A 21924-nucleotide genomic window follows, 5' to 3' on the forward strand; every position below is an offset into this window, starting at 1 on the left:
GCCGTCCATGGTTGAGGCCGTCTTGCCTGCCGGAAGAGGAGAGCAGGAAGCACATCATGTCCAATCCAGCCTCGACCTTGGATGATCACAAGCCCCGGTTTCTCGTCCGATGGCTGTTCTCGACCAACCACAAGGATATCGGGACGCTTTACCTGCTGTTCTCGATCATGGCAGGCGTCTTCGGTACGGCGCTTTCCGTGTTGATCCGCATGGAGTTGCAGGAACCGGGTTTGCAGATATTTGGCGATCCGGGCGTCTACAATGTCGTCGTCAGTGCCCATGGGCTGGTCATGATCTTTTTCGTGCTCATGCCGGCGCTGATTGGTGGCTTCGGCAACTGGATGGTGCCGATCATGATTGGCGCACCCGACATGGCTTTCCCCCGCTTGAACAACATCTCGTTCTGGCTGCTGGTGGTGTCATTCATCCTCTTCATCACCTCGATGTTCGTTCCGGGAGCGCCCGGTACGCTCGGCCATGGCGGCGGCTGGACGCTCTATCCGCCTTATTCGACGGAGGGCCAGCCAGGTCCCGCCGTCGACCTCGTTATTCTGTCCATCCACCTTTCGGGGGCCTCCTCGATCCTCGGCGCGATCAACTTCATCACCACCATCTTCAACATGCGCGCACCCGGCATGACCATGCACAAGATGCCTCTGTTCGCCTGGTCGATGCTGGTCACCGCCTTCATGCTTCTCATGTCGCTGCCGGTGCTCGCCGGCGCGGTCACCATGCTGTTGACCGATCGCAATTTCGGGACGACCTTCTTTTCGCCGTCCGGCGGCGGTGATCCGATCCTCTACCAGCATCTGTTCTGGTTCTTCGGCCATCCCGAAGTCTACATCATGATCCTGCCTGGCTTCGGCATCATCAGCCACGTCATCTCCACCTTCGCCAAGAAGCCGATCTTCGGCTATCTCGGCATGGCCTATGCAATGGTGGCAATCGGCGCGATCGGCTTTGTCGTCTGGGCACATCATATGTATACGACCGGCCTGTCGGTCGACACGCAGCGCTACTTCGCCTTCGCATCGATGGTCATCGCCGTTCCAACCGGCGTGAAGGTGTTTTCGTGGCTGGCGACCATGTGGGGAGGATCGATAGAGTTCAAGACACCCATGATGTGGGCTCTCGGTTTCGTCCTGCTGTTCACCATCGGTGGCGTCACTGGCATCATGGTTGCGAACCCCGGCATCGACCGCGTGTACCACGACACTTATTTCGTGATCGCTCACTTCCACTATGTGCTGTCTTTGGGGGCGGTCTTCGCGATCTTCGCCGGCTTCTACTACTGGTTCCCGAAGATGACCGGCTATATGTACAGCGAAACGCTCAGCAAGCTGCATTTCTGGCTGATGTTCATCGGCGTCAACCTCGTCTTTTTCCCGCAGCATTTTCTGGGCATGGCCGGCATGCCGCGACGTTACGCCGACTATCCCGATGCTTTTGCCGGCTGGAATTTCGTCTCGTCGATCGGTTCCTACATCTCAACGGCCGGGCTTGTCGTCTTCTTCATCGCGGTTGCCGAGGCCTTCAGCCGAAGACGCCAGGCAAGCGCCAATCCTTGGGGCGAAGGGGCGACCACGCTGGAATGGCAACTGTCATCGCCGCCGCCCTTCCATCAATGGGAGAAGCTGCCGCGCATTGCCTGAAATTCAGCTCCGGTTCCGAACCGGCGCCTGCTTCGACATTCTGTCGGGAGAACGTCATGAACGAAACCACAGATCCAAACAACCAGATCCTGCTCGTGGCGATCATAGCGTTTTATTGGGCATTGCTGGGCAGTTGGGGCCAAACTCTGCCGCGCTCGGGCAACGACAAGGCCAAGCAGGACGATGCGCCGACAGAGCAGCGAACCGGCAGTATCGACGATATATCCTATACGGACACACGCTTGGATGCGATCCGAGAGATCGACCCAACTTTCGACCTTGCCGCGTTTCTGACCGGTGCCAATATGGCTTATGAAGCTATCCTGCGCGCGTATGCGGACAGCGACATCCCAACGTTGAAGCGTCTCGTCGGGCCGGAAGTGCTCGATATCTTCGGACGAGCGATTGCCGGCCGCCGGGATCGGGGGGAGATGCTGCAACTCACCTTCATCGGCACGAAGGAAGCAAAGGTCGTCGACGCTCTTGCGGAGAACAGCACCGCTGAGATTGCCGTTCGCTTCGTTTCCGACGTGGTCAGCGTTACACGCTCGGCCAACGATGCGATCGTCGCCGGCGATCCCCAGCAGATCGTTGAGGTGATCGATACGTGGACGTTCGCCTGTGACACCCCGTCAACAAAGCGCAATTGGATGTTGATCGCCACGGAAGGCGAGTAACGAGTGCATGCTCATCCGATGCCTGCCTGACAGCCTTGTCACTATAGATGGGCGGTCAACCCGGAGCGCTCGAGCCGCGCGGAATTTCAGCTTTTGACAATGTGCATCCACGATTTGTGTATCACGATCAAATCGGCATGACCGGTTCAGTCGATCATTCTCAAGCCGCGAGCGGGTAGCACCGCCAAAGATCCACTCCCTGAACCTGCTGTGGCCTCAGGCGCCGGATATGGTCAGATCCGCATGCATCGCATCAGCCATATCAGCGATTGATCCACCATCAGATCTTTCCGGAAACACGTCAGCCTTCGCCCTTACGCCGTGGCTCGAATGGAAGGCGACGACATCGTTCAGGCTATTCCAGGTTTCATCGGTCGCGGCATCTTCGATCGTGATTGCACCAACCCCCTGAGCCATTTGCAAAAATGGCATGGCATCAGTGACCGCACGCTTCGCTTCACGCGTATCCTCCATCCGACAAGAACCTTGTTGCGGAAATTTCCTGGTTGGTCGAGGCGACGAAGACAGGCCGTCCTGCCTGGAGGATCAGGCTACCAGGTGGGTGGAACGATGAAAATTGCCAGAAGAGGCGCCCTCGGGCGACGCTGTGACGATGCCGGCTTTGGCCAAGGAGAAAAACGTCAGCAGACACCCTGCCGCAACGCGGCTTCACAACGCGACAACCCTCAAAGCCGGAGGTCTACCTGCACAGTTTCAAAAAAGTCGATGATGAACGATGGTTGTGGTGAGAAGTACGCCGGCCGACGTGATCGTGAATGTCCTCCCTACTCGAACATGATCCGAGCGGTGCCTCTTTTGGCAATCAACAGTCTCCGAGCCTCTTGGATCCGCTCAGCCTGTTGTTTGGAATAGGGACCCATTGGCCGAGTCTTTTCATCGCCGCGACGGACCCTGCAGTACCAGCGGCCCCTGTCCGAAAAGATTTCGACCGAGGTCGGCGCCTCATCGGACGCTTCCCTGGCCACACCGGTAGTGAACTTGACGATCTTTGAATGAACGGCGTCCAATCCGTTGGTGGTGCTCGGTTCCTGTTGCATTGTGGACATAAGTCGAACTCCTTTCAGTCACAGCGACGCACCGCTGCGCCATACGGGTTGCGCTCTCTACGGATCGCGGTGCCCAAGAGCGCTTGCTACCTTGCCATTTGGCGCTCCATTTCCATCTCCGCCCCTAGACTTTCGATGTCACGGAAGATCGAAGCGACAGCCAGCGTGCGCCCTTCGCGCTTGAAGCGCAGCAGGCAGTCCCTGGCACCGATGTCTCCATCGACAGCAATCTCGTCCCATTGCCCGGCATGGCCGACATAGTTGATAGGAACGTCGTAGTGCTGGCTCCAGAAGAACGGCACGGCCGCGAATTTCTCGCGATGCCCGAGCATGTTCAGGGCCGCGGTTTGCCCCTGCCTCTCTGCAACCACCCAATGCTCGACCCGAATGTTCTCGCCAGTGTGAGAATCTGGCCACCGCGCAATGTCGCCGGCCGCGAATATGTCCGGTGCGCTCGTCTCCAGAAAGGCATTTACGGCGACGCCGCGGTCAAGGACGAGCCCCGCCTTTTCGGCAAGCCCGGTTCGCGGCCGCACGCCGACGCCGGCGACGACGAAATCCGCCGCCAACGTACCGCCGCTGCTAAGTTTCACCTTCCTGCCGTCGATGCTGGTCGGCGTGTTCTCAAGATGGAAGACGACGCCCTTCTCCTCATGGAGTGCGCGGATGAAGTCACCCATTTGCGGACCGAGGACCCGTTCCATGGGCCGCTTATCCGGGGCCACGACATTAACTTCGATATCACGAGCGCGCAGCGCTGCGGCAACTTCCAAGCCAATGAAACTGGCACCTAGCACGATGGCGCGGCGAGCAGTCGTGGCTCGCTCGATGATCGCCTTGCAATCTGCAAACGAGCGCAGCGTGTAAACGTGTGGCTGATCCGCGCCGGGGATGGAGAGGCGCACCGGTTCGGCCCCCGTTGCAAGTAGCAGTCTATCGTAAGGAATCCTGGTTCCATCAGCCAGAATGACCTCGCGAGAACGCAGGTCGATATCGACGACCTTCATATTAAGACGCAGGTCGATATTGTTTTTTGAATAGAATTTCTCGCCGCGGAGCGGGATCCAATCCTCCGGGGCCTTCCCTGCGAGGTAGTCCTTGGAGAGATTCGGCCGGTCGACGGGCGGCGCATGATCGTCGCTGATCATGACGATGCTGCCCTGGTGCTGCTGGCGCCGCAGCATGTCGGCCGCCGCGAAACCCGCGGCGCCGCCGCCGACAATGACCATTTTCTCGGGGGCCCGGCCAGCACTTCCGCCGAGCGGCTTCGGCGCGGTCCGTTTGAGTTTCTCGCCCACGAATATCCGCCCATCGCGCTGTTCCACCGACCAACAAGCGAGTGGATTGAAGGCAGGCGCTCGCAGGGCTTCGCCTGTGCGCATATCGAAGCAAGCATGATGCCACGGGCACCGAATGGTATCCGCCACCACAAGACCATCACCGAGCGGTCCGCCGTAATGTGTGCATGTCGCGCCGATGGCGAAGATCTCGGCCCTGCGGCGCACCAGCAACACCTGCTCATCGCCACAATGGCCGACAAGCTTTCCGCCATCGGGAAGGTCGGACAGCGCGATCCCCTGGACCAGATCCGGTCCGTTTGATTTGGTATCAGCTTCAGCCATATTCTCGTCCTTGGCGATCCGTGTCAAAACCGCTCGTGCGGCGAAGCGGCACACTGCTTCGGGGTACCTTCTGCCTGGCTAGTGCGCCTTCAGATTCTCAGCATTATCCGCGCCGACATTCCGACTGCGTCATGTACTGGGCTGAGTGGCTCAGACCGCAGTCTCCCGCTCTCGCGGACATCATGCAAACGAATTTAATCGATAGTTGAGTGCAGTTTTCATGATGGCTTTCCGTCCGCGATTCCACTGCGCACAACTACAAGATCGCCTGCCCAGTCTTTCCCCAGTCGGCAAGAAACGACTTGAGGCCCTTGTCGGTGAGTGGATGTCTGGCGAGGTTTCTGAGTATCGCTGGTGGTACGGTCGCGACATCCGCGCCTGCGATCGCCGCCTGTTTGACATGGAGTGGAGTGCGATTGAGGACGCCAGGATTTCCGTCGTGAAGGATTTGCCGTTGTCGTAGATCGCACTTCAGGTTCGGGAGCGACTCCGGCTGGCACGGTCATCTGATGAGGCGTTGGCGACTCTCGAAACTGAGCCACATCGGGAATTCCCCGCCAATTTAGATACTTCCGGCCTCGGGCCTGGGGTGATGTCCAGGCAGTTCGGAAATGCCTAGGATTAAGGGCTCGTCATTCGCCGCTTGGTCGGACAGACCCATTTCTGGTGCGGCATCACGGCGTCTTGCCACGCAATAAGATAGATTGATAATATATCTTATATAGAGGATCACATCGAAGGGCGAACCAAGGCTTCAGCCAGCTTGCGTCGGAGAAAACAGGAGCTTCGGAATGACCGCGAACGGTCGAAGCAAGAGAACAATCGTGGTCGACGGCGTGCCATTGCCCAACATACTCGACGAGGCAATGATCCGCGGTGTAGTCCACGGGTTTTATGACGAAATTCGCCGTGATGACCTTCTCGGTCCCATTTTCCACGATCGGATCGAGCCAGATAAATGGCCGCAGCATCTGGCGAAGATGTGTGACTTCTGGTCCGCTACTCTACTTCGGACATCCCGATACGACGGCAGGCCACTGCCGCCGCACCTGGTCATAGCCGGCCTCGGCGCGGCGCATTTCCGTCGCTGGCTAATATTGTTTCGGACAACGGTGCGTCGCATTTGCCCGGCCGAGGTGGCGACGCTTTTTATGGATCGCGCGCTGCGAATTGCTCACAGTTTCCGTCTCGCGATCGCCTTCAACCGCGGCGAGACCACGATCGGCATCGAACCTATCGTCGAGAGAGACTTGTGATGCACGACCGGTTTGTGAGTGGTTCCTACAATGCACAGCGATCGACAGGAAGCCGTGATTCATGCGGCTGACCAGCTTTTCGGATTATGCATTGCGGATGCTGATGTACACTGCCGCCGCCGGTAGCCGGCTTATAACGATCGAGGAGGTTGCCCGCACCTTCAACGTGTCGAAGACGCATCTGAACAAGGTCGCCAACACCCTGACCCGTAGCGGCTATATGAAGGCAATCCGCGGCCGTTCCGGTGGTCTCATTCTCGGGCGCCGGCCTGAGATGATCCGGATTGGCGATGTCGTGCGGTTAACCGAGCCGGATTTCGCGCTGGTCGAATGTTTCGCGACCGGAAACCGATGTGTGCTAACCGCCTCCTGCAAGCTTTCAGGCATGTTTGACGAAGCGACAGCCTCCTTCCTGAACGTCCTTGACCGCTACACGCTCGCCGACATCACACTGATGCCCGAAGACTTCCTCGGCGGTCAGATACCACCCGTTCGCACCGGGGCGACACGCAAGACCGTATAATGTTGCGCAGCTTCGACGCGCGCTGTTTTTGCTCGGATGTGAGATGGGCCATGGCTGAACCAAAGAAGAATGATCAACAGGTCACAAAGGACATTGATTCTGATATCGACCCGGACAACACTCTGCTGCCGATGCTTATCGGTGGGCTTGTCCTGATAGTTATCGGAGCGATCATCGTGATGATGTTTGTGTAGTTTCGCAACGATGGCGTGTGACTTTATCGGCCCGGCTGTTGTCTGGGCGCCTGCAACCCCAATTGCGATTTGGCGGATGGAGAACTGTCGGCCGAGGAAGGGGAAGTACAGAGCGCGCGACCGGCGGGCGCTTGGACAGCGCATAGCCGGCGACGGTGAGCTGCAGGAGGTATATCGTCGTCTGCGCCAGCCCGGCCTCGGGTGGTCCGGCAGAGCCGATCTCCACGGCCGAGATGCGGCGCAAGCGCCGGCTGCTCATCCCGCGAAGACGTACGTCGTCATTGAGTTCAGAACTTGCTTTCCACTTCATTAAACCACCATTTCGCACTGCTCTTGTTCCGAGCCCCTCATGACGCCGGCGTACCGTTTTGGGTTGAAGCGCAGATAGAGAAACGCTGTGACGGTCACGCAGCCGAGATGCATGATCCATCCGCTGCCGAAGCTCCCGCTCCAGCCATGCAGGAGCGCGGTGGCGAATGGACCAAGCGCGGCGATCAGAAAACCGCCGCCCTGCATCAGCGCAGCCAGCGCGCCCGCCTGCTCCGGTCGCGGCAGATGATCGAGCGCCGTGACGATTGCAAGCGAGAAGCTTCCGCCAAGACCGGCCCCGCATATCCCCACCCACAGAACGGGCGACAATGCGGGAAAAACCGCAAGTCCGGCAAATCCCGCAGCCTGCAACAGCAGGGTCAGCCAGAGCCAGGGACGGCGGTCGATGCCCCGGCGCGCCAGGACAGGCAGCACCAGGGCCGAAGCCGCCTGGCAAATGGCCATCACGGCCACAAGATTGCCGCTGGCGGCACTGCTCCATCCTTGCGCCTGGTAGTAGGGCGCAAGCCAGGCGACCATAGATGAATAACCGGAGTTGACCAGGCCGAAGGCCGCCATCAGCACCCAGGTCCGTGGACGGCGAAGCAGAAAACCGGTCAAGGCGCGATCGGGTCTTGAAGCCTTGGCGTCGGACAGAACGCGGAATGCGGCGCACAGTGCGATGGCGGCGGGAGCCGCGAGCCAGGCAAGGGCTGCCCGCCAGTCGTATCCGTTGTTGACGAGCAGGGGCGCCAGACGTGCGCCAAGCGCCCCACCGCCCATGATCATGCAGGAATAGAGGCCGGTCACGGCGGGTGTGCTGGTCGGGAACTTTGCCTTGATGATCCCCGGAAACGCGGCCTGGATGAAGGCCACCCCCGCCCCGCAAAGTGCCGCCGTCAGGATCAACGACAGGCCGCCGGGCACGACAAGCCTGAGCAGCGAGCCCGCTGTCAGCACCGTTAGCGCCGCGAGCAGGCCCCGGCGCGTTCCGACGGCCGCCTGGATGCCCGGTGCAACGAACGCACCGAGGCCCATCAGCAGCATCGGCAACAGCGTCAGCATGGCCAGGCTGCCATAGCCCATCCCGGTGTCGGCCACGATATCGGCCAATATCGGTCCCGGCGCCGTCAGAAAGGGACGCAGGTTGATCCCGATTAGCACGACGAGGGCAAGCAGGGTCCATTGCCTGTCGGTTGCAGGCTGCGCGGTCATCGACATTTTCGCGCTGTTCATCTGGCGCCCGCTTGCACCAGCAGGGTTATCATCTGCGCATAGCCGTTCCTGCGCGCGTGCCGCAGCGGTGTCGCCCCGTCCTTGTCGGCGAGATTGACGTTGGCGCCGGCCTCGATCAGCCGCCTCACGATCTCGACATGACGCTGCCCGCCATCGCCGAGGATGATGGCCTCCAGCAACGCGGTCCAGCCGAGCTTGTTGACGTGATCGACATCAATACCGGCATCGATCAGCGCGCCGACGGTCTCGACATGTCCGCGTTCGGCAGCGGGAATGAGCGCGGTACCGCCATAGCGATTGGTGCTCTTCAGGTCGGCGCCGTGCGCAAGCGTCATCTTCAGGATATCGAGATGCCCGCGCGCGCCGGCGTAGAGATATGGACTATCCTGCATATCGTCCTTGGCGTTGACGTCCGCGCCAGCCTCGATGAGAGTCCTGGCAGCGCTGACCTTGTTGCCGTGGGTCGCGACGAGAAGAGCCGTGCGGCCGTTCTCGTCGCGCGCGTCGATCCGGGCTCCCTCGGAAACAAGCATCTTGATCATGGAGACATCGTCATTTGCCGCAGCCGAGTGAAGCCTTGTCTCATTCATGTTCTGCCCCAACGCTATCAATGGAATGCAGGCGACGATGACGCCCAGCAAAAGTCTGCGCTTGACCATCGGCATCAGCCCCCCGACACGCTGTGCGTGGAAGCCGAACGGGTTGCGGCGGCGAACGAAGCCGTCATGCTCCGCCGAGAAGTGGCGAAAGCATCCTGCCTGGGACGGAGTTCCAGGCCGACGAGCAATTCCGCGAGCCTGACAGCCGCCGACACCCCTTCGACGACCGGGACACGGTGAAGGCTCGCCAGTCGCCTCGCCATGTCGGCCATGCCGGCGCAGCCAAGCACGATAGCGTCGGCACGATCGACCCGCAGCGCCTCCTGGATTTCTTCGCTGATGATCGACAAGGCTGCCTCGCCATTCGCTTCCAGCGCCAGGACGGGAATGCCGCTCGCCCGCACGGTGGCGAATGGCGAAAGGCCGTAGCGAACCAGATTGTCCTCGAGAATGGGAACGGAAACCGGCAAGGTGGTAATCACCGTGAAGCGCCTCGCCACGATGCTGGCGACACGGGCGGCAGCCTCGCCTATGCCGATGACCGGCTTGCGCGTCAGCATCCGCGCGGCGTCGAGTCCGGTATCGTCGAAGCAGGCGATGATATAGGCGTCCACGGCGTCACTGCGCTCGGCCCCTTCGATACGGTCGAGAAGACCCGGGACCGCCTTCGCGCCATCGATCGCGCCTTCGATGGAAGCCGGGCCGCTGTCGTTCTGCATGGCGATGATTTCGGTGCCCGCCTGCGCGGTTCGCCGCGCCGCGACGGCGATGGATGCCGTCATCGACACGGTCGAATTGGGATTGATGATGCCGATGCGTACCATGCGAAAAATTCCTGAAGCCGCCGCCCGGCCGAACGTGCATCGCTGCCGTTCCGCATCGCTGATGGGACTGTCTCGATATTGAAGCCTATTCGATCAGATCCGTGTCGCGGCTGTGCCGCCAGAACCGGTCCGGGGTCCTGAGCAGATCGCGCAGGCCCAGCCGCTCGATCATCAGTTCCGTCTCCCGTTGCGCAGCATCGAGCACGGCATCCTGATCGACATGAACCGGCTTGCGGTCGCGCAACAGCACGCGTCCGCCGACCAGCACGGTGTGGACGTCGTTGCCGTTGGCAAAATAGGTGACACGGAATTCCGGCATGTTGGCCGGGTAGAGATGCGGGCGCCGCAAGTCGACCAGAATGACATCGGCCTTCTTGCCCGGCTCCAGCGATCCGACCTGATGGTCGAGGCCCAGGACACGCGCGCCGTCGATGGTGCACATCTCCAGCGTCTTGCCCGGCGGAAGGAAACTCGGATCGTGGAAATGGGTGCGATGATAGTGCATGCATTGCTGCATGTGACGGAACATGTCCGCGGAGCGGTCCGGCGCCGTCGCATCGGAGCCGATGGCCACCACGACGCCGGCATCGAGAAGTTCCGTGACCGGGCAGCGCGCGAGAATGGCGGCCACCGCGCTCGGATTGTGCACGATGCTCGTGCCGGTTTCGGCGCAGATCGCTATTTCCTCATCAGTCAGGGCGGTCGCATGCGACAGCAGTGTGCGCGGCCCCAGAATGCCGATCTCCCTGGCGATCTTCACGCTGCCCTTGGTATGACCATCCTGGGTGAAGATCAGGCCGCGCTGTTCGGCGATCTGCCTGACCTTACGCGATTGCGCGATGGCGTCCCCTGCCCCGGGACCGTCGAGATGTTCCTGATGCATGGTCGGCGTCAGCAGGGCGAGATGCAGACGATCCTCGTGGGTGCCGTGCCAGCGGTCGGCCAGCTTTTGCGAGGTGGCAAGCTGCTGGTCGAACGACACCGGATAATCGGTACGGCTGGCGCCCTTCCAACGTGCATAAGTCAGGGGGTGCGGCGGGCGCGTGGTGCCGACGGCGACCACTGAGCGCGTGCCGATGCCAAGCACGCCTTCCATATGGGCGTTGCCATAGGCCGGATCGTCGGTGCGCATGACCGAATCGCCGCCTCCCAGCAAGGACACGCCGGTCGTCACGCCGAAACGCAGGCGTTCCAGCGCGGCAAGCTGCGCCTCCGCATGCCAGAATTCCGGCGTCGAACCCACCGTATAGGCACCTTGGCATGCCCTGTACCAGAGGTCGCTGCGGCCGCCGCCCGTCGTCTTGATCAGCCCGTGCCCGGCATGGGCGTGGCTGTCGACGAAGCCTGGCATGACGGCCATGCCGCGGGCGTCGATCGTCTCGCGCGCCGGATGGTCCCGCGCCACGTCTTGCGAAGCGCCGACGGCCACGATGCGGTCTCCCTCGATGGCTACGGCGCCATCGGGAATGATCCGCCGATCGGGATCGACAGCGATGACGGTGCCGTTTCTGATCAGAATGTCTGCCATCACAGGCTCGCTTCTCTTTTTTCGCTGCAAAGGATGCGGTCGAGCGAAGGCGCGAGGCGCAGGAGTTCGCGCGTGTATTCGTGAGTGGGCGCGGAGAACAATGTTTCGGTATCCGCGAATTCGACGATCTCGCCGCCTTTCATCACGGCGACCCGGTCGCACATCTGCCGTATCACCGCGAGGTCGTGGCTGATGAACAGCATCGACAGCCCGGCAAGATCTCGTAGGTCCTTCAACAAGTTGAGAATTTGCGCCTGCACCGACACGTCGAGCGCCGAGGTCGGCTCGTCGCAGATCAGCAGCGATGGCCGGGGGCCGAGCGCCCTCGCAATCGCGATGCGCTGGCGCTGGCCGCCTGAAAAGGCATGGGCGAACCGAGAGCCGGCCTGCGCCGGCAGGCCCACCGCCTCGAGCAATGTCTCGGCGTCCAGCCGCGCTTCCGCCGCGCTGGAGGCAAGCTTGTAGAACAGGATTGGCTCCGCGATCGCCGAATTGATCCGCAGCCTTGGATTGAGGGCCGAATACGGGTCCTGGAACACCATCTGGAGTGACTGGCGCACGGTCTTGTCGCGACGGGCGGCCAATGCCGTGCCCTGAAACTCTATGGTTCCCGAACTCTGCGTCACGAGACCGGCAATGGTGTTGGCGACCGTGGTCTTGCCGCAACCGGACTCGCCGACAAGCCCGAAGATTTCGCCGCGGCGCACCTCGAAGGAGACGTCCTTCACGGCCTTGAAGACCGATGCCTTGCGGCCCGGGATGAACGAGCGCTGGCCGTATTCCACGCAAAGATTGCGTACAGTCAGCGCGGCTTCGCCGTTGCTCCCCGCAGCGGTGCCGGTGTTCTTGGAGCGCACGGCTTCGCGCGCCTCCAGTGTCGTCTTCGTTTCCTCGCTTGGGACCGGCAGACGGTCAAGGCGAATGTCGATCGGCGGAACGGCGGCGATCAGCGTGCGCGCGTAAGGCGCCTTGGGCGCCGTCAGCACATCGCGTGTCAATCCACTCTCGACCACGCAACCGTTCTGCATGATCGTGACCCGGTCGGCAATTTCCGCAACCACGCCCATATTGTGGGTAACCAGCAGGACGCCGACGCGGCGATCATCGGCAAGTTCGCGGATCAACTTGAGGATTTGCGCTTGCACCGACACGTCGAGCGCCGTCGTCGGCTCGTCGGCGACGATCAGCCTTGGGTCGCAGGCAAGTGCGGTGGCGATGACGACACGCTGGCGTTGGCCGCCCGACAATTGATGCGGATAGTTGCCCAGCCGGCGTTCCGGCTCGGGAATGCCGACGGCTCTCATCAATTCGAGCGCGCGGGCCCTGGCTTCGCGGCGCCCGATCTTCAGATGCGCCAGCATGCCTTCGCACAACTGGCTTTCCACGGTGAAAAGCGGGTTCAGGCTTGTCATGGGATCCTGAAAGATCGCGCCGACGTCACGGCCTGGAATGATCCCCTTGGTGCGACCGGTTCGGATGTCGATCGGCTTGCCCGCTATGGTGATGGTGCCGGAAGCAATCCTGCCGGGAGCCTGCAACAAGCCCATCAGCGCATTGCCGACGGTGGTTTTTCCCGCACCGGATTCTCCCACCAGTGCATGTATCTCGCCGGGCCGGATCGTCAGGTCGATGTTGTCGACGGCAGCGAGAATGCTGCCGTTGGCAAGCGGATATTCGACCCGCAGGTTCCTGATATCGAGTGCGTGTGGCGTTGTGTTTTCCATCAGTTCGCCATCAGTTTGGGGTTGAAGCGATCGCGCAGGTAATCGCCGATTATGTTGACTGCCAGAACCAGGACGACCAGCACGACGGCGGGCATAACGGCGATCCACCACAGGCCAGAGAACAGGAACTCGTTGCCGATGCGGATCAGCGTGCCGAGCGAGGGATAGGTGGCCGGCATGCCGGCGCCGAGGAACGAGAGGGTCGCCTCGGTCAGGATCGCGCCCGCCAGATTGATGGTGGCGATCACCATGACGGAGCTCATCACGTTGGGCAGGATGTGCCGCATCATGATGCGGCGGGACGGAAGACCGATGACCTTGGCGGCCCGTACATAGTCGCGGGAGATTTCCACCATGCTGGAGGCCCGCACGGTGCGGGCATATTGCACCCATTCGTTGACGGCGATCGCGAAGATCAGGATGACCGGGGCCCAGCTCGAGACCGTATCGGCGCTCAATTGCGCGCGGGCTATGCCGCTGATCAGAAGCGCGACGAGGATCGTCGGAAAGCTCACCAGAACATCGGCGATCCGCATCACGATGCTGTCGATGATACCGCCGAAATAGCCGGCTATCGATCCCAGCGTGACGCCTATGGCAGCGGCCAACAATACCGCCCCGGCGCCGATCAGCATCGATATGCGCAGGCCGAAGAGGATGACCGAGACCAGATCGCGTCCCTGATTGTCGGTGCCCAGCAGGAAGCGCGGATCGCCACCGTCCATGAACACGGGCGGGATTTCCATGTCGATCAGCGAATATGAGGAGACATCGCGCGGATCGATGGGTGCAATCAACGGAGCGAAGATCACCAGCACCAGCATGGTCACCAGGATCAAGCCAGCGATCATGACCGAGATGGGAGGAAGCCTGCGCGACAGAGATACCTGCGTTGCCATCATTTTGTCCTCAGCCGCGGATCGATCAATGCGTAGAGCATGTCGACGACCATGTTGATCACGACGAACAGGAAGCCGACGAACAGCAGATAGGCCGCGAGGACGGGGATATCCGGATAGCCGACGGCGTTGGTGAAAAGCAGCCCCATGCCCGGCCACTGAAAGACGGTTTCGGTGACAATGGCGAAGGCGATGAGTTGTCCGATCTGCAGCCCGGTGACGGTCACGACCGGCATCAAGGCATTGCGCAGCGCCAGACGGCCGTAGATGTAGCGGCGGGGCAGACCGCGCGCGAAGGCGAAGCGGACATAGTCCGAAGAGAGCACGTCGATCATCTCGGAGCGCACGAGGCGCATGATCAGCGTCAACTGGAACAGCGCCAGTGTGATCGAAGGCAGGATCAGCGATTTGAGGCCGGAGGCCGTCAGGAAGCCTGTCTTCCAGAAGCCGAGATCGACAAGCTCGCCACGCCCCGAGGACGGCAGCCAGCGCAGACTGACGGCGAAGATCAGGATGAGCAGCAGGCCGGTGACGAATGTCGGCATGGATATCCCGACGAGGGTCAGCGACTGGATCAGCCGCGACAGAAAGCCGTTCGGCTTCAGGGCGCAGAGAACCCCCGTCGGGATGCCGATGAACAGCGACAGGAGGGTCGCGACCACGACCAGTTCCAGCGTTGCGGGAAGCCTGGTCAACAGCAGGCTGACGACAGGCTCCTGGTAGCGAAAGCTGGTGCCGAGGTCGCCATGAAGCGCGCGCCCGACGAATTCGAGGAACTGTACGAAAAGTGGCCTGTCGAGTCCGAGAGCGACGCGCAAGGCATCCTTCTCAGCCTGGCTCGCGCCTTCGCGCACCATCGTGGCGACCGGATCGCCGACGAAACGGAACATGATGAAGGCGATGGCGGTTACGGCAACCATCACGAGGATGGCCTGCAACAGCCGCACCGATAGAATCCGGATCATCAGGAAAAACCTTTCAAGAAGCGCGGATCGAGACAGGCGGGGCTTGCGCCACCGCTGGAGCAGCTCGCGATCCACCACGGATAGCAGGCGCTCCAACCGAGTCAGGCGTGTCCGCGAAAGCTCCCTCGCAAGCGCGGGCACGCCTTACCGGCGCATTTTCCTAGTTCATATGCGCGAACCAGGGACGCACATACTCGTCGGGGAATTGCGGCATGTCGACCTTGTCGCTCATCGCCCAGGCGACCGGCTGCTGGTGCAGCGGCAGATAGAGGGCCTCATCATGCGTGATCTTGAAGGCCGCCTTCAGCATATCCACCCGCTTGGCCTCGTCGAGTTCGGTCGATGCCGAACGGGCTAATTCGTCGATCTTGGCGTTGGAAAGCCCGTTGGGGTTGCTGCCGCCATAATTGCCGTCATTGGTCGCCAGCAAGGCTTGCAGCACGCTGTAGCCATCCATCGGCGGTAGCGAGGCCCATCCGAGCATATAGATATCGAGATCGCCCTTATCCATTCGAGGGAAATAGGTCGTCTTGCTTTCGACGTGCACGTCGGCCTCGACGCCGATCTTGGCCCACATCGACGCGATTGCCAGGCAGATCTGTTCGTCGGCGATGTAGCGGTCGTTGGAACAGGCCAGTCCAACCTTGAAGCCGTCGGGATAGCCGGCTTCCGCCAGCATGGATTTCGCCTTCGCGACATCATAGTCCAGCGCTACGTCGATCGACTGATCGTAGCCGGTGACCTGTGGCGCGACCAGTGTGCCGGAGGTGCGCGACTTTCCGCGCATCAAACGCTTCTGGATCGTGTTCAGGTCGACCGCGTGCCAAAGCGCCTGGCGCACTTTCACGTTCAGCAGCGGATTGGGCTTGCCGGGCGCTGCATGAAGCTCCGGCCGGAAGCTGAAGCCGAGAAAGATCTCGCGCAGCGACGGGTTCTCGACAACCTTCAGGCCGGCGGTGTTGGCGACCCGGTCGATGTCCTGCAACGGGACCGGCGCGATCATGTCAAGTTCGCCCGAAAGCAGCGCCGCGACGCGCGTGGCGTTCGAAGCGATCGGGCGGAATTCCACCCCCGTCAGATTGTGCTGCGGCTTGTCCCACCATTCCTTGTTGACGGCGAAGACCGAGCGCGAGTCCGGCTCGTAGCTGACCAGCTTGAACGCGCCGGTGCCATTGGCATGATTGCTGGCGTAGGTGACGACCCCCGTTGAGGCATTGCCGGGCTTGAGGGCATTGTGCTCCTCCATCCATGGCTTGCTCATCATGTAGATGGCGACGAGATCGTTCAGGAGCAGCGGATAGGGTCCGCGCAGGATCAGGTCAACCGTGTAGTCGTCGACCTTCTCGACGCCGGTTACGGCGGAGAGGTTTTCTCGGTTGCGCGCGCCGGGATCGATCTGACGTTGGATGGTGGCGACGACATCGTCGGCATTGAAGGGTTGACCTTCGTGGAACTTGACGCCCTGCCGCAGCTTGAAGCGCCAGCGCGTCGGCGAGACGATCTCCCAGGAGGTCGCAAGCGCAGGCTCGATAGCCATTTCCTTGTTGCGGCGCACCAGCCCGTCGAACACCATGTTCTGGACGCTCTGGGTAAAACTGTCGACCTGGGCATTCGGATCGTACGAAATGACGTCGCCGGCCGATGACCAGCGCAGTGTCTGTGCAAGCGAAGGCGCTGTCACCGACATCACCATCGCAAGTCCGGCGAGCAGGACCCTAACGCATTTTCTCATTTTCTTCTCCCGCTTGTATACTAAGTTCCGACCTATTGGATACCATTTATCCCCATTGATATCGTACACACATTGTGCACAATATCAAGGCAGGCATGTTCGATTTCGTTTCTTATGTGCAAAACCGCTCAAGTGACCGTTCCGAAAAGGGATTCCGAATGACCCAGGCCTTGCTGATAGAAAACGGTGTCATCGTCACCATGGATGCGGGGCGCCGGATTTTCTCGAGGGGTCATGTCCTGGTGGAGGATGGCCGGATCGTCACCGCCGGCGACGGCGCGGCCCCCGCCACAGATCAGAAGGTGGCGCGCATCGATGCTTCGGGAATGGTTGTCATGCCGGGTCTCGTCGACACGCACGCGCATGCGGGTCACATGCTGACCAAAGGCCTGGGAGACGATTCCGAAGCCTGGATGACTATCGCGGGGCGTATCTATGCAGAGGCGTCGGATACGGAATTCTGGGCAGCCGAGGCCACATTGTCGGCCCTTGAGCGCATAAAATGCGGAACGACCACCGCTGCCCTGCTGTTTGGCGGCGGGCCGGACATCATGCGCACCGAGGCGCCTGGGGCAGCACGGGCACATCTTGCCGCCATCGCCGAAATGGGAGTGCGCGAGATACTCGCCGTCGGGCCGAACCGGCCGACCTCGTCCCATGTCTATCGGGACCACGCATACGTTCCGTATGTCGAAATCACCATTTCGCCGGAAACCCAGTTGGCAGTGTGCGCGGAAATCATCGATGATTGGGCTGGTCGCGATGGCCGGGTGCGGATTGCGGTCTCTCTCCCGGTGTTCACTCGGCGCGAACTTGACGAACAAACGGTATACAATCTGTCCCGCAATGCTCGCGACCTTGCTCGCGCAAAAAACGTGCTGTTCATCCAGGATGGCCATCGCGACGGTTCCATCGCCGCCAATGCGGAACGGCTCGATCTGTTCGACGAGCATTCGCTGCTGGCGCACTGCATCGAACTGACCGAGGCAGACATCGCCGCGCTGAAACGCAGCCACGCCAAGGTGGCGCATAATCCAAGTGCTCTGATGTCGGTCTCGGGCCGTTGTCCGGCGACGGAACTGATGGAAAGGGGTGTCACCGTGTCGCTCGGCACCGACGCGGCGGCGCCCGATCGCTCTTTCGACATGTTCCGCAACATGTTCCAGGCGCACCGCTATCATGCCCGGCACTTCAGGAACGATGCGGTCCTGCCGCCGATGCAATTGCTGGAGATGGCGACCATCGAGGGCGCGCGTGCCCTGTCGATGGAGAACGAAATCGGCTCGCTGGAACCGGGCAAGCGCGCCGACATCATCCTGGTCAACATGCGCCAGCCGCATCTGTGGCCGCCGGCGCACCCCGCGCAGCGGCTGGCACGCTTCGCCAACGGCGCGGATGTTGACACGACGATCGTTGACGGGCGTGTCCTCATGCGCGGACGCCGCCTCGTCGATCACGATGAAGACGCCATTCTGGATCGCGCCGAAGGAGCCTTCCATCTGATGATGAAACGCGCCGAGCTGGCATAGGCCGAGTTCCGGGGCGCAAACAGGGAGACCCAGATGACCGAAGACCTTCTCATTCGCGATGTCAGGCCCTTGGGCGGCGCTGTCACGGACCTCTACATTCGCGACGGTCGGTTCGCGCAAGCAACCAGCGGGAAAGCGGCGCATGAAATCGACGGGCTTGGACAGGTTGCCCTGCCCGGCCTGGTCGAGGCGCACACGCATCTCGATAAGACGCTTGTCGGCATGGACTGGTTTCAGAACCGTGTGGGACCCACGCGCAACGACAGGATCCTGGCCGACAGGAAGGCCAAGCGGGAACTCGGCATCGATGCGCGCAGGCAATCGGCGCGTCAGATCGTGCAGACGCTGGCTTTCGGCGTGACGCATATCCGCAGCCATGTCGATGTGGATACGGAAATCGGCATTACCAACATCGAGGGTGTCGTTGCAACGCGCGAAGCCTTCAAGGGATTGGTCGACGTGCAGGTCGTCGCCTTCCCGCAAAGCGGCATGCTGGGACGCGAAGGCACGCAGGCGCTGATGGAGGACGCATTGAAGGCGGGGGCCGATATTGTCGGCGGCATCGACCCGGCAACGATCGAGCGGGATCCGGTTCGCCACCTGGACGCAATCTTCGCGCTCGCGGATGGATACGGCAAGCCGGTCGATATCCATCTGCACGAACCCGGAGAATTGGGCTCCTTCTGCCTTGAGCTGATCGTCGAACGGACCAAGGCGCTCTCCCTTCAGGGCCGCATCATGGTGAGCCATGCCTATTGTCTCGGCATGCTGGACACGCATAGGCAGCACACGTTGATCGACGCGCTGGCGGCTGAAGACATCGCCGTCATGACGGTCGGCAGCCCATCCGCGCCGGCGGTTCCGCTGCGCATGATGCGCCAGTCCGGCCTCGTCGTGGCATCCGGTTCCGACGGCATCCAGGGCACCTGGGAGCCATGGGGCAATGGCGACATGCTGGAGCGGGCCAAATATCTTGCGCAGCGCAACGGCATGACCAACGATGCCGATCTGGAAGAGACGGCGCGCGTTTGCACCTTTGGCGGCGCGCAAGGTATCGGCCTGACGGATTATGGGCTTTCGCCCGGTTGCCACGGGGATGTCGTGCTGGTTTGCGCGCGGACCCTGGCGGAAGCCGTGGCCCTGACCCCACGGAAGCGCACGGTCATCCGCGGCGGCCGCGTGCTCGTGCGTGACGGTGCGCTGGCCGGAGATCTGCCCGATGTCGCATAGTCGTCGGACGAACCAGCGTGACGACGGACCCGTCCTGCTCACCGCACGATGGGTTGTCGGCCACCGGGACGGGCGCCATGTCCTTCTGGAGAATGGCGAGGTCGTCCATGAGAACGGCAGGATCGTCTTCGTCGGCCATCGCTACGGCGGGCCTGTAAAGCGGCGGATCGATCATGGCAGGGCGCTGATCGGCCCGGGTTTCATCGATCTGGATGCGCTTTCGGACCTGGATACGGGCGTGCTCGGCCTCGATCATCAACCCGGCTGGAAGAAGGGCCGCGTCTGGCCGCGCGACTATGTGGAAGCCGGGCCGGTAGAAATGCTGGCGCGCGAGGAGCTGACGTTTCAAAAACACTATGCCTTCGCGCAACTCATCCGCAACGGCATCACTACTGCATTGCCGATCGCATCGCTGTTTTATCGTGCATGGAACGAGACATCGGACGAATTCGCATCCGCCGCCGAAAGCGCCGCAGAGTTGGGCCTTCGCGTCTATCTCGGGCCTGCCTTTCGCGCGGGCCATTCCGTCATCGAGGCGGATGGCGGCATCGTCGTCGAGGTGGACGAAGAGCGCGGCGCGGAGGGTCTGGACGGGGCCGTTGCCTTTTGCCTGGAGCACGAAGGGCGCTTCGGCGGATTGGTGCGAACCATGCTTGCACCGGACCGTGTCGAGTTCTGGACCGCCGACCTGTTGCGCAGGACCGCCAATGCCGCGCGAGACCTCGGCGTGCCGGTCCGTCTGCATTGCTGCCAGTCTTCATTCGAGATCGAGACAGTGCGTCGCCGGTTCGGCACGACATCCGCCCGCTGGCTCCAGGACATCCGCTTTCTCAGCGAAAGAGCGTTGTTGCCGCATGGCACCCACGCCGACGGCGATGATCTCGAAATCATCGCCGGTTCGGGTGCCACATTGGTGCATTGCCCACTGGTGATGGCGCGGCATGGCGCGGCGCTCGACAATTTCGCCCGCCTTCGCGGCCAGGGTCTGCGCATCGGCATGGGCACGGACACCTGGCCACCCGACATGGTGCAGAACATGCAGGTCGGCCTGATGCTCGGCCGCGTCATGGCGGGCAATCTGGAGACGCCGAAATCAGCCGATCTCTATGACGCGGCCACGATTGGCGGCGCCGACGCGCTCGGCCGGTCGGATCTGGGACGTCTGCAGGCGGGAGCAGCCGCCGACATCGTCGTGTTCGACCTGTCCGGCAACCATCTGGGACAGGTCCTCGATCCGATCGCCTGCCTGACGACGTCCGCAAGCGGACGCGATGTGCACACGGTCATCATTGACGGGCGCACCGTGATGAGCGCCCGAACCATTCCGGGTTTCGATCTCGATGCAGCCCACCAGCGCGCACAGGCCCAGTTCGAACGGCTTGTCCAGCGTTATCCGCAACGCACCTGGCGACATCCGACGGTCGCCGAGATTTTCCCTCCCAGCTATCGGATGTTCATGGCATGAGGGCTCCAGAAACGACACACAACGATTGGAATAAACCTTGATGGCACGCGAGCCGACGGCATTGGCCCTCGACGCCGGGCCGTTTGCATCTCTAAACTCCGGCTTTGCGAATGCTTTTCTTCTTGTGTGCTTGGATATGAATTTTCAGGATCGGTCATGACAATCAACATTCGCAATAAAAATCCGAAATCCGCCGTATCCAAGTCCGACGCGGTCTATCGCACGTTGAAGCGCGTCATACTCGACCAGGCGCTGACTGCGGGAACAAAGCTGCCTGAGGATTCGATCGGCGAGCGGCTGGGCGTCAGCCGCACCATTGTCAGGCAGGCGCTGGCAAGACTGAACGGCGAAGGCCTGGTCGAATTGCGCCCGCACAAGGGCGCCTGCGTCGCGCAGCCGAGCCTGGAGGAAGGCCACAATATATTCGAGGTGCGGCGGGCGCTTGAAGCGCTGGTGGTCGACACGCTGATCGGCAAGCTGACGCCGCAAAAGATCAAACAGCTCGAAGCTCATGTCGACGCGGAAGAGATGGCCAAAGCCAACAATGCCGCGTCGTCGATTCAGTTGGCCGGCGAATTTCATGTGCTGCTTGCCTCGCTGACCGGAAACGAACTGTTGCTGCGCTATGTCACGGAACTCGTTTCGCGTTCATCGCTCATCCTGTCGCTCTACGGACGGCCGCATTCGTCCGACTGCGCCGTATCCGAGCATCACGAGATCATTGCCGCCCTGGCCGCGGCCGACCGGAACAAGGCTGCTGCCTTGATGGACCATCATATTGATGCAATCACCACACGTGCGCTGCTGAAAGCGAAACCCGAAAATGACTTTCCGGACCTTCTTGCTGCCTATGCGCGGGAGGAAGGGCTATGATTTATTGGATGAATGCCGAA

General features: G+C 61.4%; 19 protein-coding genes and 1 pseudogene. 9 read left to right on the top strand and 11 right to left on the bottom strand.

Going from position 1 to position 21924, the window contains the following annotated elements; all coding sequences use genetic code 11:
- Positions 1-56 precede the first annotated feature (56 nt).
- Both ctaD and ACIU1A_RS17650 read left to right on the top strand, forming a co-directional pair.
- On the top strand, positions 57-1652 hold the full coding sequence (ctaD, locus tag ACIU1A_RS17645; RefSeq protein WP_404924802.1) for a cytochrome c oxidase subunit I: 1596 nt from the start codon (positions 57-59) through the stop codon (positions 1650-1652).
- A gap of 56 nt (positions 1653-1708) precedes the next feature.
- Complete coding sequence (locus tag ACIU1A_RS17650) at positions 1709-2329, top strand: Tim44/TimA family putative adaptor protein (RefSeq protein WP_140657152.1); 621 nt, start codon at positions 1709-1711, stop codon at positions 2327-2329.
- 216 nt (positions 2330-2545) lie between these two features.
- Here ACIU1A_RS17650 and ACIU1A_RS17655 read toward each other — a convergent pair whose 3' ends face one another.
- From ACIU1A_RS17655 to ACIU1A_RS17665, 3 genes and pseudogenes are all read right to left on the bottom strand, one after another.
- Positions 2546-2803, bottom strand: a complete 258-nt coding sequence (locus ACIU1A_RS17655) for a hypothetical protein (RefSeq protein WP_404924803.1) — start codon at positions 2801-2803, stop codon at positions 2546-2548.
- A 679-nt stretch (positions 2804-3482) separates the two neighbouring features.
- The gene (locus ACIU1A_RS17660; RefSeq protein ID WP_404924804.1) at positions 3483-5018 is read right to left on the bottom strand and encodes an FAD-dependent oxidoreductase; all 1536 of its coding nucleotides are present in this window, start codon (positions 5016-5018) and stop codon (positions 3483-3485) included.
- A 256-nt stretch (positions 5019-5274) separates the two neighbouring features.
- A pseudogene (locus ACIU1A_RS17665) lies at positions 5275-5483 on the bottom strand (transaldolase family protein); the annotation flags it as partial.
- Positions 5484-5809: 326 nt separating this feature from the next.
- Here ACIU1A_RS17665 and ACIU1A_RS17670 point away from each other — a divergent pair.
- From ACIU1A_RS17670 to ACIU1A_RS17680, 3 genes are all read left to right on the top strand, one after another.
- Positions 5810-6274, top strand: a complete 465-nt coding sequence (locus ACIU1A_RS17670; protein WP_140500702.1) for a group III truncated hemoglobin — start codon at positions 5810-5812, stop codon at positions 6272-6274.
- Between the two features lie 61 nt (positions 6275-6335).
- Complete coding sequence (locus ACIU1A_RS17675) at positions 6336-6797, top strand: RrF2 family transcriptional regulator (RefSeq protein ID WP_404924805.1); 462 nt, start codon at positions 6336-6338, stop codon at positions 6795-6797.
- A 50-nt stretch (positions 6798-6847) separates the two neighbouring features.
- Positions 6848-6991 (top strand): hypothetical protein, encoded by a 144-nt coding sequence (locus ACIU1A_RS17680; RefSeq protein ID WP_181165452.1) that lies wholly within the window; start codon positions 6848-6850, stop codon positions 6989-6991.
- Between the two features lie 309 nt (positions 6992-7300).
- Here the strand turns inward: ACIU1A_RS17680 and ACIU1A_RS17685 are convergent, their stop codons facing one another.
- The 8 genes from ACIU1A_RS17685 to ACIU1A_RS17720 all read right to left on the bottom strand — a co-directional run bounded on the left by ACIU1A_RS17685 (position 7301) and on the right by ACIU1A_RS17720 (position 16807).
- Positions 7301-8536, bottom strand: a complete 1236-nt coding sequence (locus tag ACIU1A_RS17685; protein WP_404924806.1) for a cyanate transporter — start codon at positions 8534-8536, stop codon at positions 7301-7303.
- Positions 8533-9195, bottom strand: coding sequence for an ankyrin repeat domain-containing protein (locus ACIU1A_RS17690; protein WP_404924807.1), 663 nt, complete (start codon positions 9193-9195; stop codon positions 8533-8535). Before ACIU1A_RS17690 ends, ACIU1A_RS17685 begins: the two co-directional genes overlap by 4 nt.
- Positions 9196-9200: 5 nt before the next feature.
- Entirely contained in the window at positions 9201-9959 is a 759-nt protein-coding gene (locus tag ACIU1A_RS17695; protein WP_404924808.1) for an aspartate/glutamate racemase family protein, read from the bottom strand.
- A gap of 85 nt (positions 9960-10044) precedes the next feature.
- Positions 10045-11487 (bottom strand): amidohydrolase family protein, encoded by a 1443-nt coding sequence (locus ACIU1A_RS17700; RefSeq protein WP_404924809.1) that lies wholly within the window; start codon positions 11485-11487, stop codon positions 10045-10047.
- Positions 11487-13211 (bottom strand): dipeptide ABC transporter ATP-binding protein, encoded by a 1725-nt coding sequence (locus tag ACIU1A_RS17705; protein ID WP_404924810.1) that lies wholly within the window; start codon positions 13209-13211, stop codon positions 11487-11489. The genes ACIU1A_RS17700 and ACIU1A_RS17705 overlap by 1 nt, the downstream gene beginning before the upstream one ends.
- Complete coding sequence (locus tag ACIU1A_RS17710; protein ID WP_140518197.1) at positions 13211-14110, bottom strand: ABC transporter permease; 900 nt, start codon at positions 14108-14110, stop codon at positions 13211-13213. Before ACIU1A_RS17710 ends, ACIU1A_RS17705 begins: the two co-directional genes overlap by 1 nt.
- Positions 14110-15075, bottom strand: a complete 966-nt coding sequence (locus ACIU1A_RS17715) for an ABC transporter permease (RefSeq protein WP_140500709.1) — start codon at positions 15073-15075, stop codon at positions 14110-14112. The genes ACIU1A_RS17710 and ACIU1A_RS17715 overlap by 1 nt, the downstream gene beginning before the upstream one ends.
- Positions 15076-15235: 160 nt before the next feature.
- On the bottom strand, positions 15236-16807 hold the full coding sequence (locus tag ACIU1A_RS17720) for an ABC transporter substrate-binding protein (RefSeq protein ID WP_140500710.1): 1572 nt from the start codon (positions 16805-16807) through the stop codon (positions 15236-15238).
- A gap of 158 nt (positions 16808-16965) precedes the next feature.
- Here ACIU1A_RS17720 and ACIU1A_RS17725 point away from each other — a divergent pair, with 158 nt between their 5' ends.
- The 4 genes from ACIU1A_RS17725 to ACIU1A_RS17740 all read left to right on the top strand — a co-directional run bounded on the left by ACIU1A_RS17725 (position 16966) and on the right by ACIU1A_RS17740 (position 21904).
- Positions 16966-18336 carry an amidohydrolase family protein gene (locus tag ACIU1A_RS17725; protein WP_404924811.1) on the top strand — a complete coding sequence of 457 codons (1371 nt, stop codon included), beginning with the start codon at positions 16966-16968 and terminating at the stop codon, positions 18334-18336.
- A gap of 33 nt (positions 18337-18369) precedes the next feature.
- A complete protein-coding gene (locus tag ACIU1A_RS17730; RefSeq protein ID WP_404924812.1) occupies positions 18370-19566 on the top strand; it encodes an amidohydrolase in 1197 nt (398 codons plus the stop codon).
- Entirely contained in the window at positions 19556-21031 is a 1476-nt protein-coding gene (locus ACIU1A_RS17735; RefSeq protein ID WP_140518200.1) for an amidohydrolase family protein, read from the top strand. The genes ACIU1A_RS17730 and ACIU1A_RS17735 overlap by 11 nt, the downstream gene beginning before the upstream one ends.
- 156 nt (positions 21032-21187) lie before the next feature.
- Positions 21188-21904 carry a GntR family transcriptional regulator gene (locus tag ACIU1A_RS17740; protein WP_140500714.1) on the top strand — a complete coding sequence of 239 codons (717 nt, stop codon included), beginning with the start codon at positions 21188-21190 and terminating at the stop codon, positions 21902-21904.
- Positions 21905-21924: the final 20 nt, after the last annotated feature.

Origin of the sequence: Mesorhizobium maamorense, from assembly GCF_044998965.1 — a bacterium.
Taxonomy (GTDB): domain Bacteria; phylum Pseudomonadota; class Alphaproteobacteria; order Rhizobiales; family Rhizobiaceae; genus Mesorhizobium.

Excerpts from the sequence above, each read along its gene's own strand:
- ACIU1A_RS17700 (WP_404924809.1), bottom strand. The coding sequence starts at position 11,487 with ATGGCAGACATTCTGATCAGAAACGGCACCGTCATCGCTGTCGATCCC.
- ACIU1A_RS17705 (WP_404924810.1), bottom strand. The coding sequence starts at position 13,211 with ATGGAAAACACAACGCCACACGCACTCGATATCAGGAACCTGCGGGTC.
- ACIU1A_RS17730 (WP_404924812.1), top strand. The coding sequence starts at position 18,370 with ATGACCGAAGACCTTCTCATTCGCGATGTCAGGCCCTTGGGCGGCGCT.
- ACIU1A_RS17735 (WP_140518200.1), top strand. The coding sequence starts at position 19,556 with ATGTCGCATAGTCGTCGGACGAACCAGCGTGACGACGGACCCGTCCTG.
- ACIU1A_RS17690 (WP_404924807.1), bottom strand. The coding sequence starts at position 9,195 with ATGGTCAAGCGCAGACTTTTGCTGGGCGTCATCGTCGCCTGCATTCCA.
- ACIU1A_RS17655 (WP_404924803.1), bottom strand. The coding sequence starts at position 2,803 with ATGGAGGATACGCGTGAAGCGAAGCGTGCGGTCACTGATGCCATGCCA.
- ACIU1A_RS17740 (WP_140500714.1), top strand. The coding sequence starts at position 21,188 with ATGACAATCAACATTCGCAATAAAAATCCGAAATCCGCCGTATCCAAG.
- ctaD (WP_404924802.1), top strand. The coding sequence starts at position 57 with ATGTCCAATCCAGCCTCGACCTTGGATGATCACAAGCCCCGGTTTCTC.
- ACIU1A_RS17680 (WP_181165452.1), top strand. The coding sequence starts at position 6,848 with ATGGCTGAACCAAAGAAGAATGATCAACAGGTCACAAAGGACATTGAT.
- ACIU1A_RS17685 (WP_404924806.1), bottom strand. The coding sequence starts at position 8,536 with ATGAACAGCGCGAAAATGTCGATGACCGCGCAGCCTGCAACCGACAGG.
- ACIU1A_RS17720 (WP_140500710.1), bottom strand. The coding sequence starts at position 16,807 with ATGAGAAAATGCGTTAGGGTCCTGCTCGCCGGACTTGCGATGGTGATG.
- ACIU1A_RS17650 (WP_140657152.1), top strand. The coding sequence starts at position 1,709 with ATGAACGAAACCACAGATCCAAACAACCAGATCCTGCTCGTGGCGATC.
- ACIU1A_RS17715 (WP_140500709.1), bottom strand. The coding sequence starts at position 15,075 with ATGATCCGGATTCTATCGGTGCGGCTGTTGCAGGCCATCCTCGTGATG.
- ACIU1A_RS17695 (WP_404924808.1), bottom strand. The coding sequence starts at position 9,959 with ATGGTACGCATCGGCATCATCAATCCCAATTCGACCGTGTCGATGACG.
- ACIU1A_RS17675 (WP_404924805.1), top strand. The coding sequence starts at position 6,336 with ATGCGGCTGACCAGCTTTTCGGATTATGCATTGCGGATGCTGATGTAC.
- ACIU1A_RS17660 (WP_404924804.1), bottom strand. The coding sequence starts at position 5,018 with ATGGCTGAAGCTGATACCAAATCAAACGGACCGGATCTGGTCCAGGGG.
- ACIU1A_RS17710 (WP_140518197.1), bottom strand. The coding sequence starts at position 14,110 with ATGGCAACGCAGGTATCTCTGTCGCGCAGGCTTCCTCCCATCTCGGTC.
- ACIU1A_RS17670 (WP_140500702.1), top strand. The coding sequence starts at position 5,810 with ATGACCGCGAACGGTCGAAGCAAGAGAACAATCGTGGTCGACGGCGTG.
- ACIU1A_RS17725 (WP_404924811.1), top strand. The coding sequence starts at position 16,966 with ATGACCCAGGCCTTGCTGATAGAAAACGGTGTCATCGTCACCATGGAT.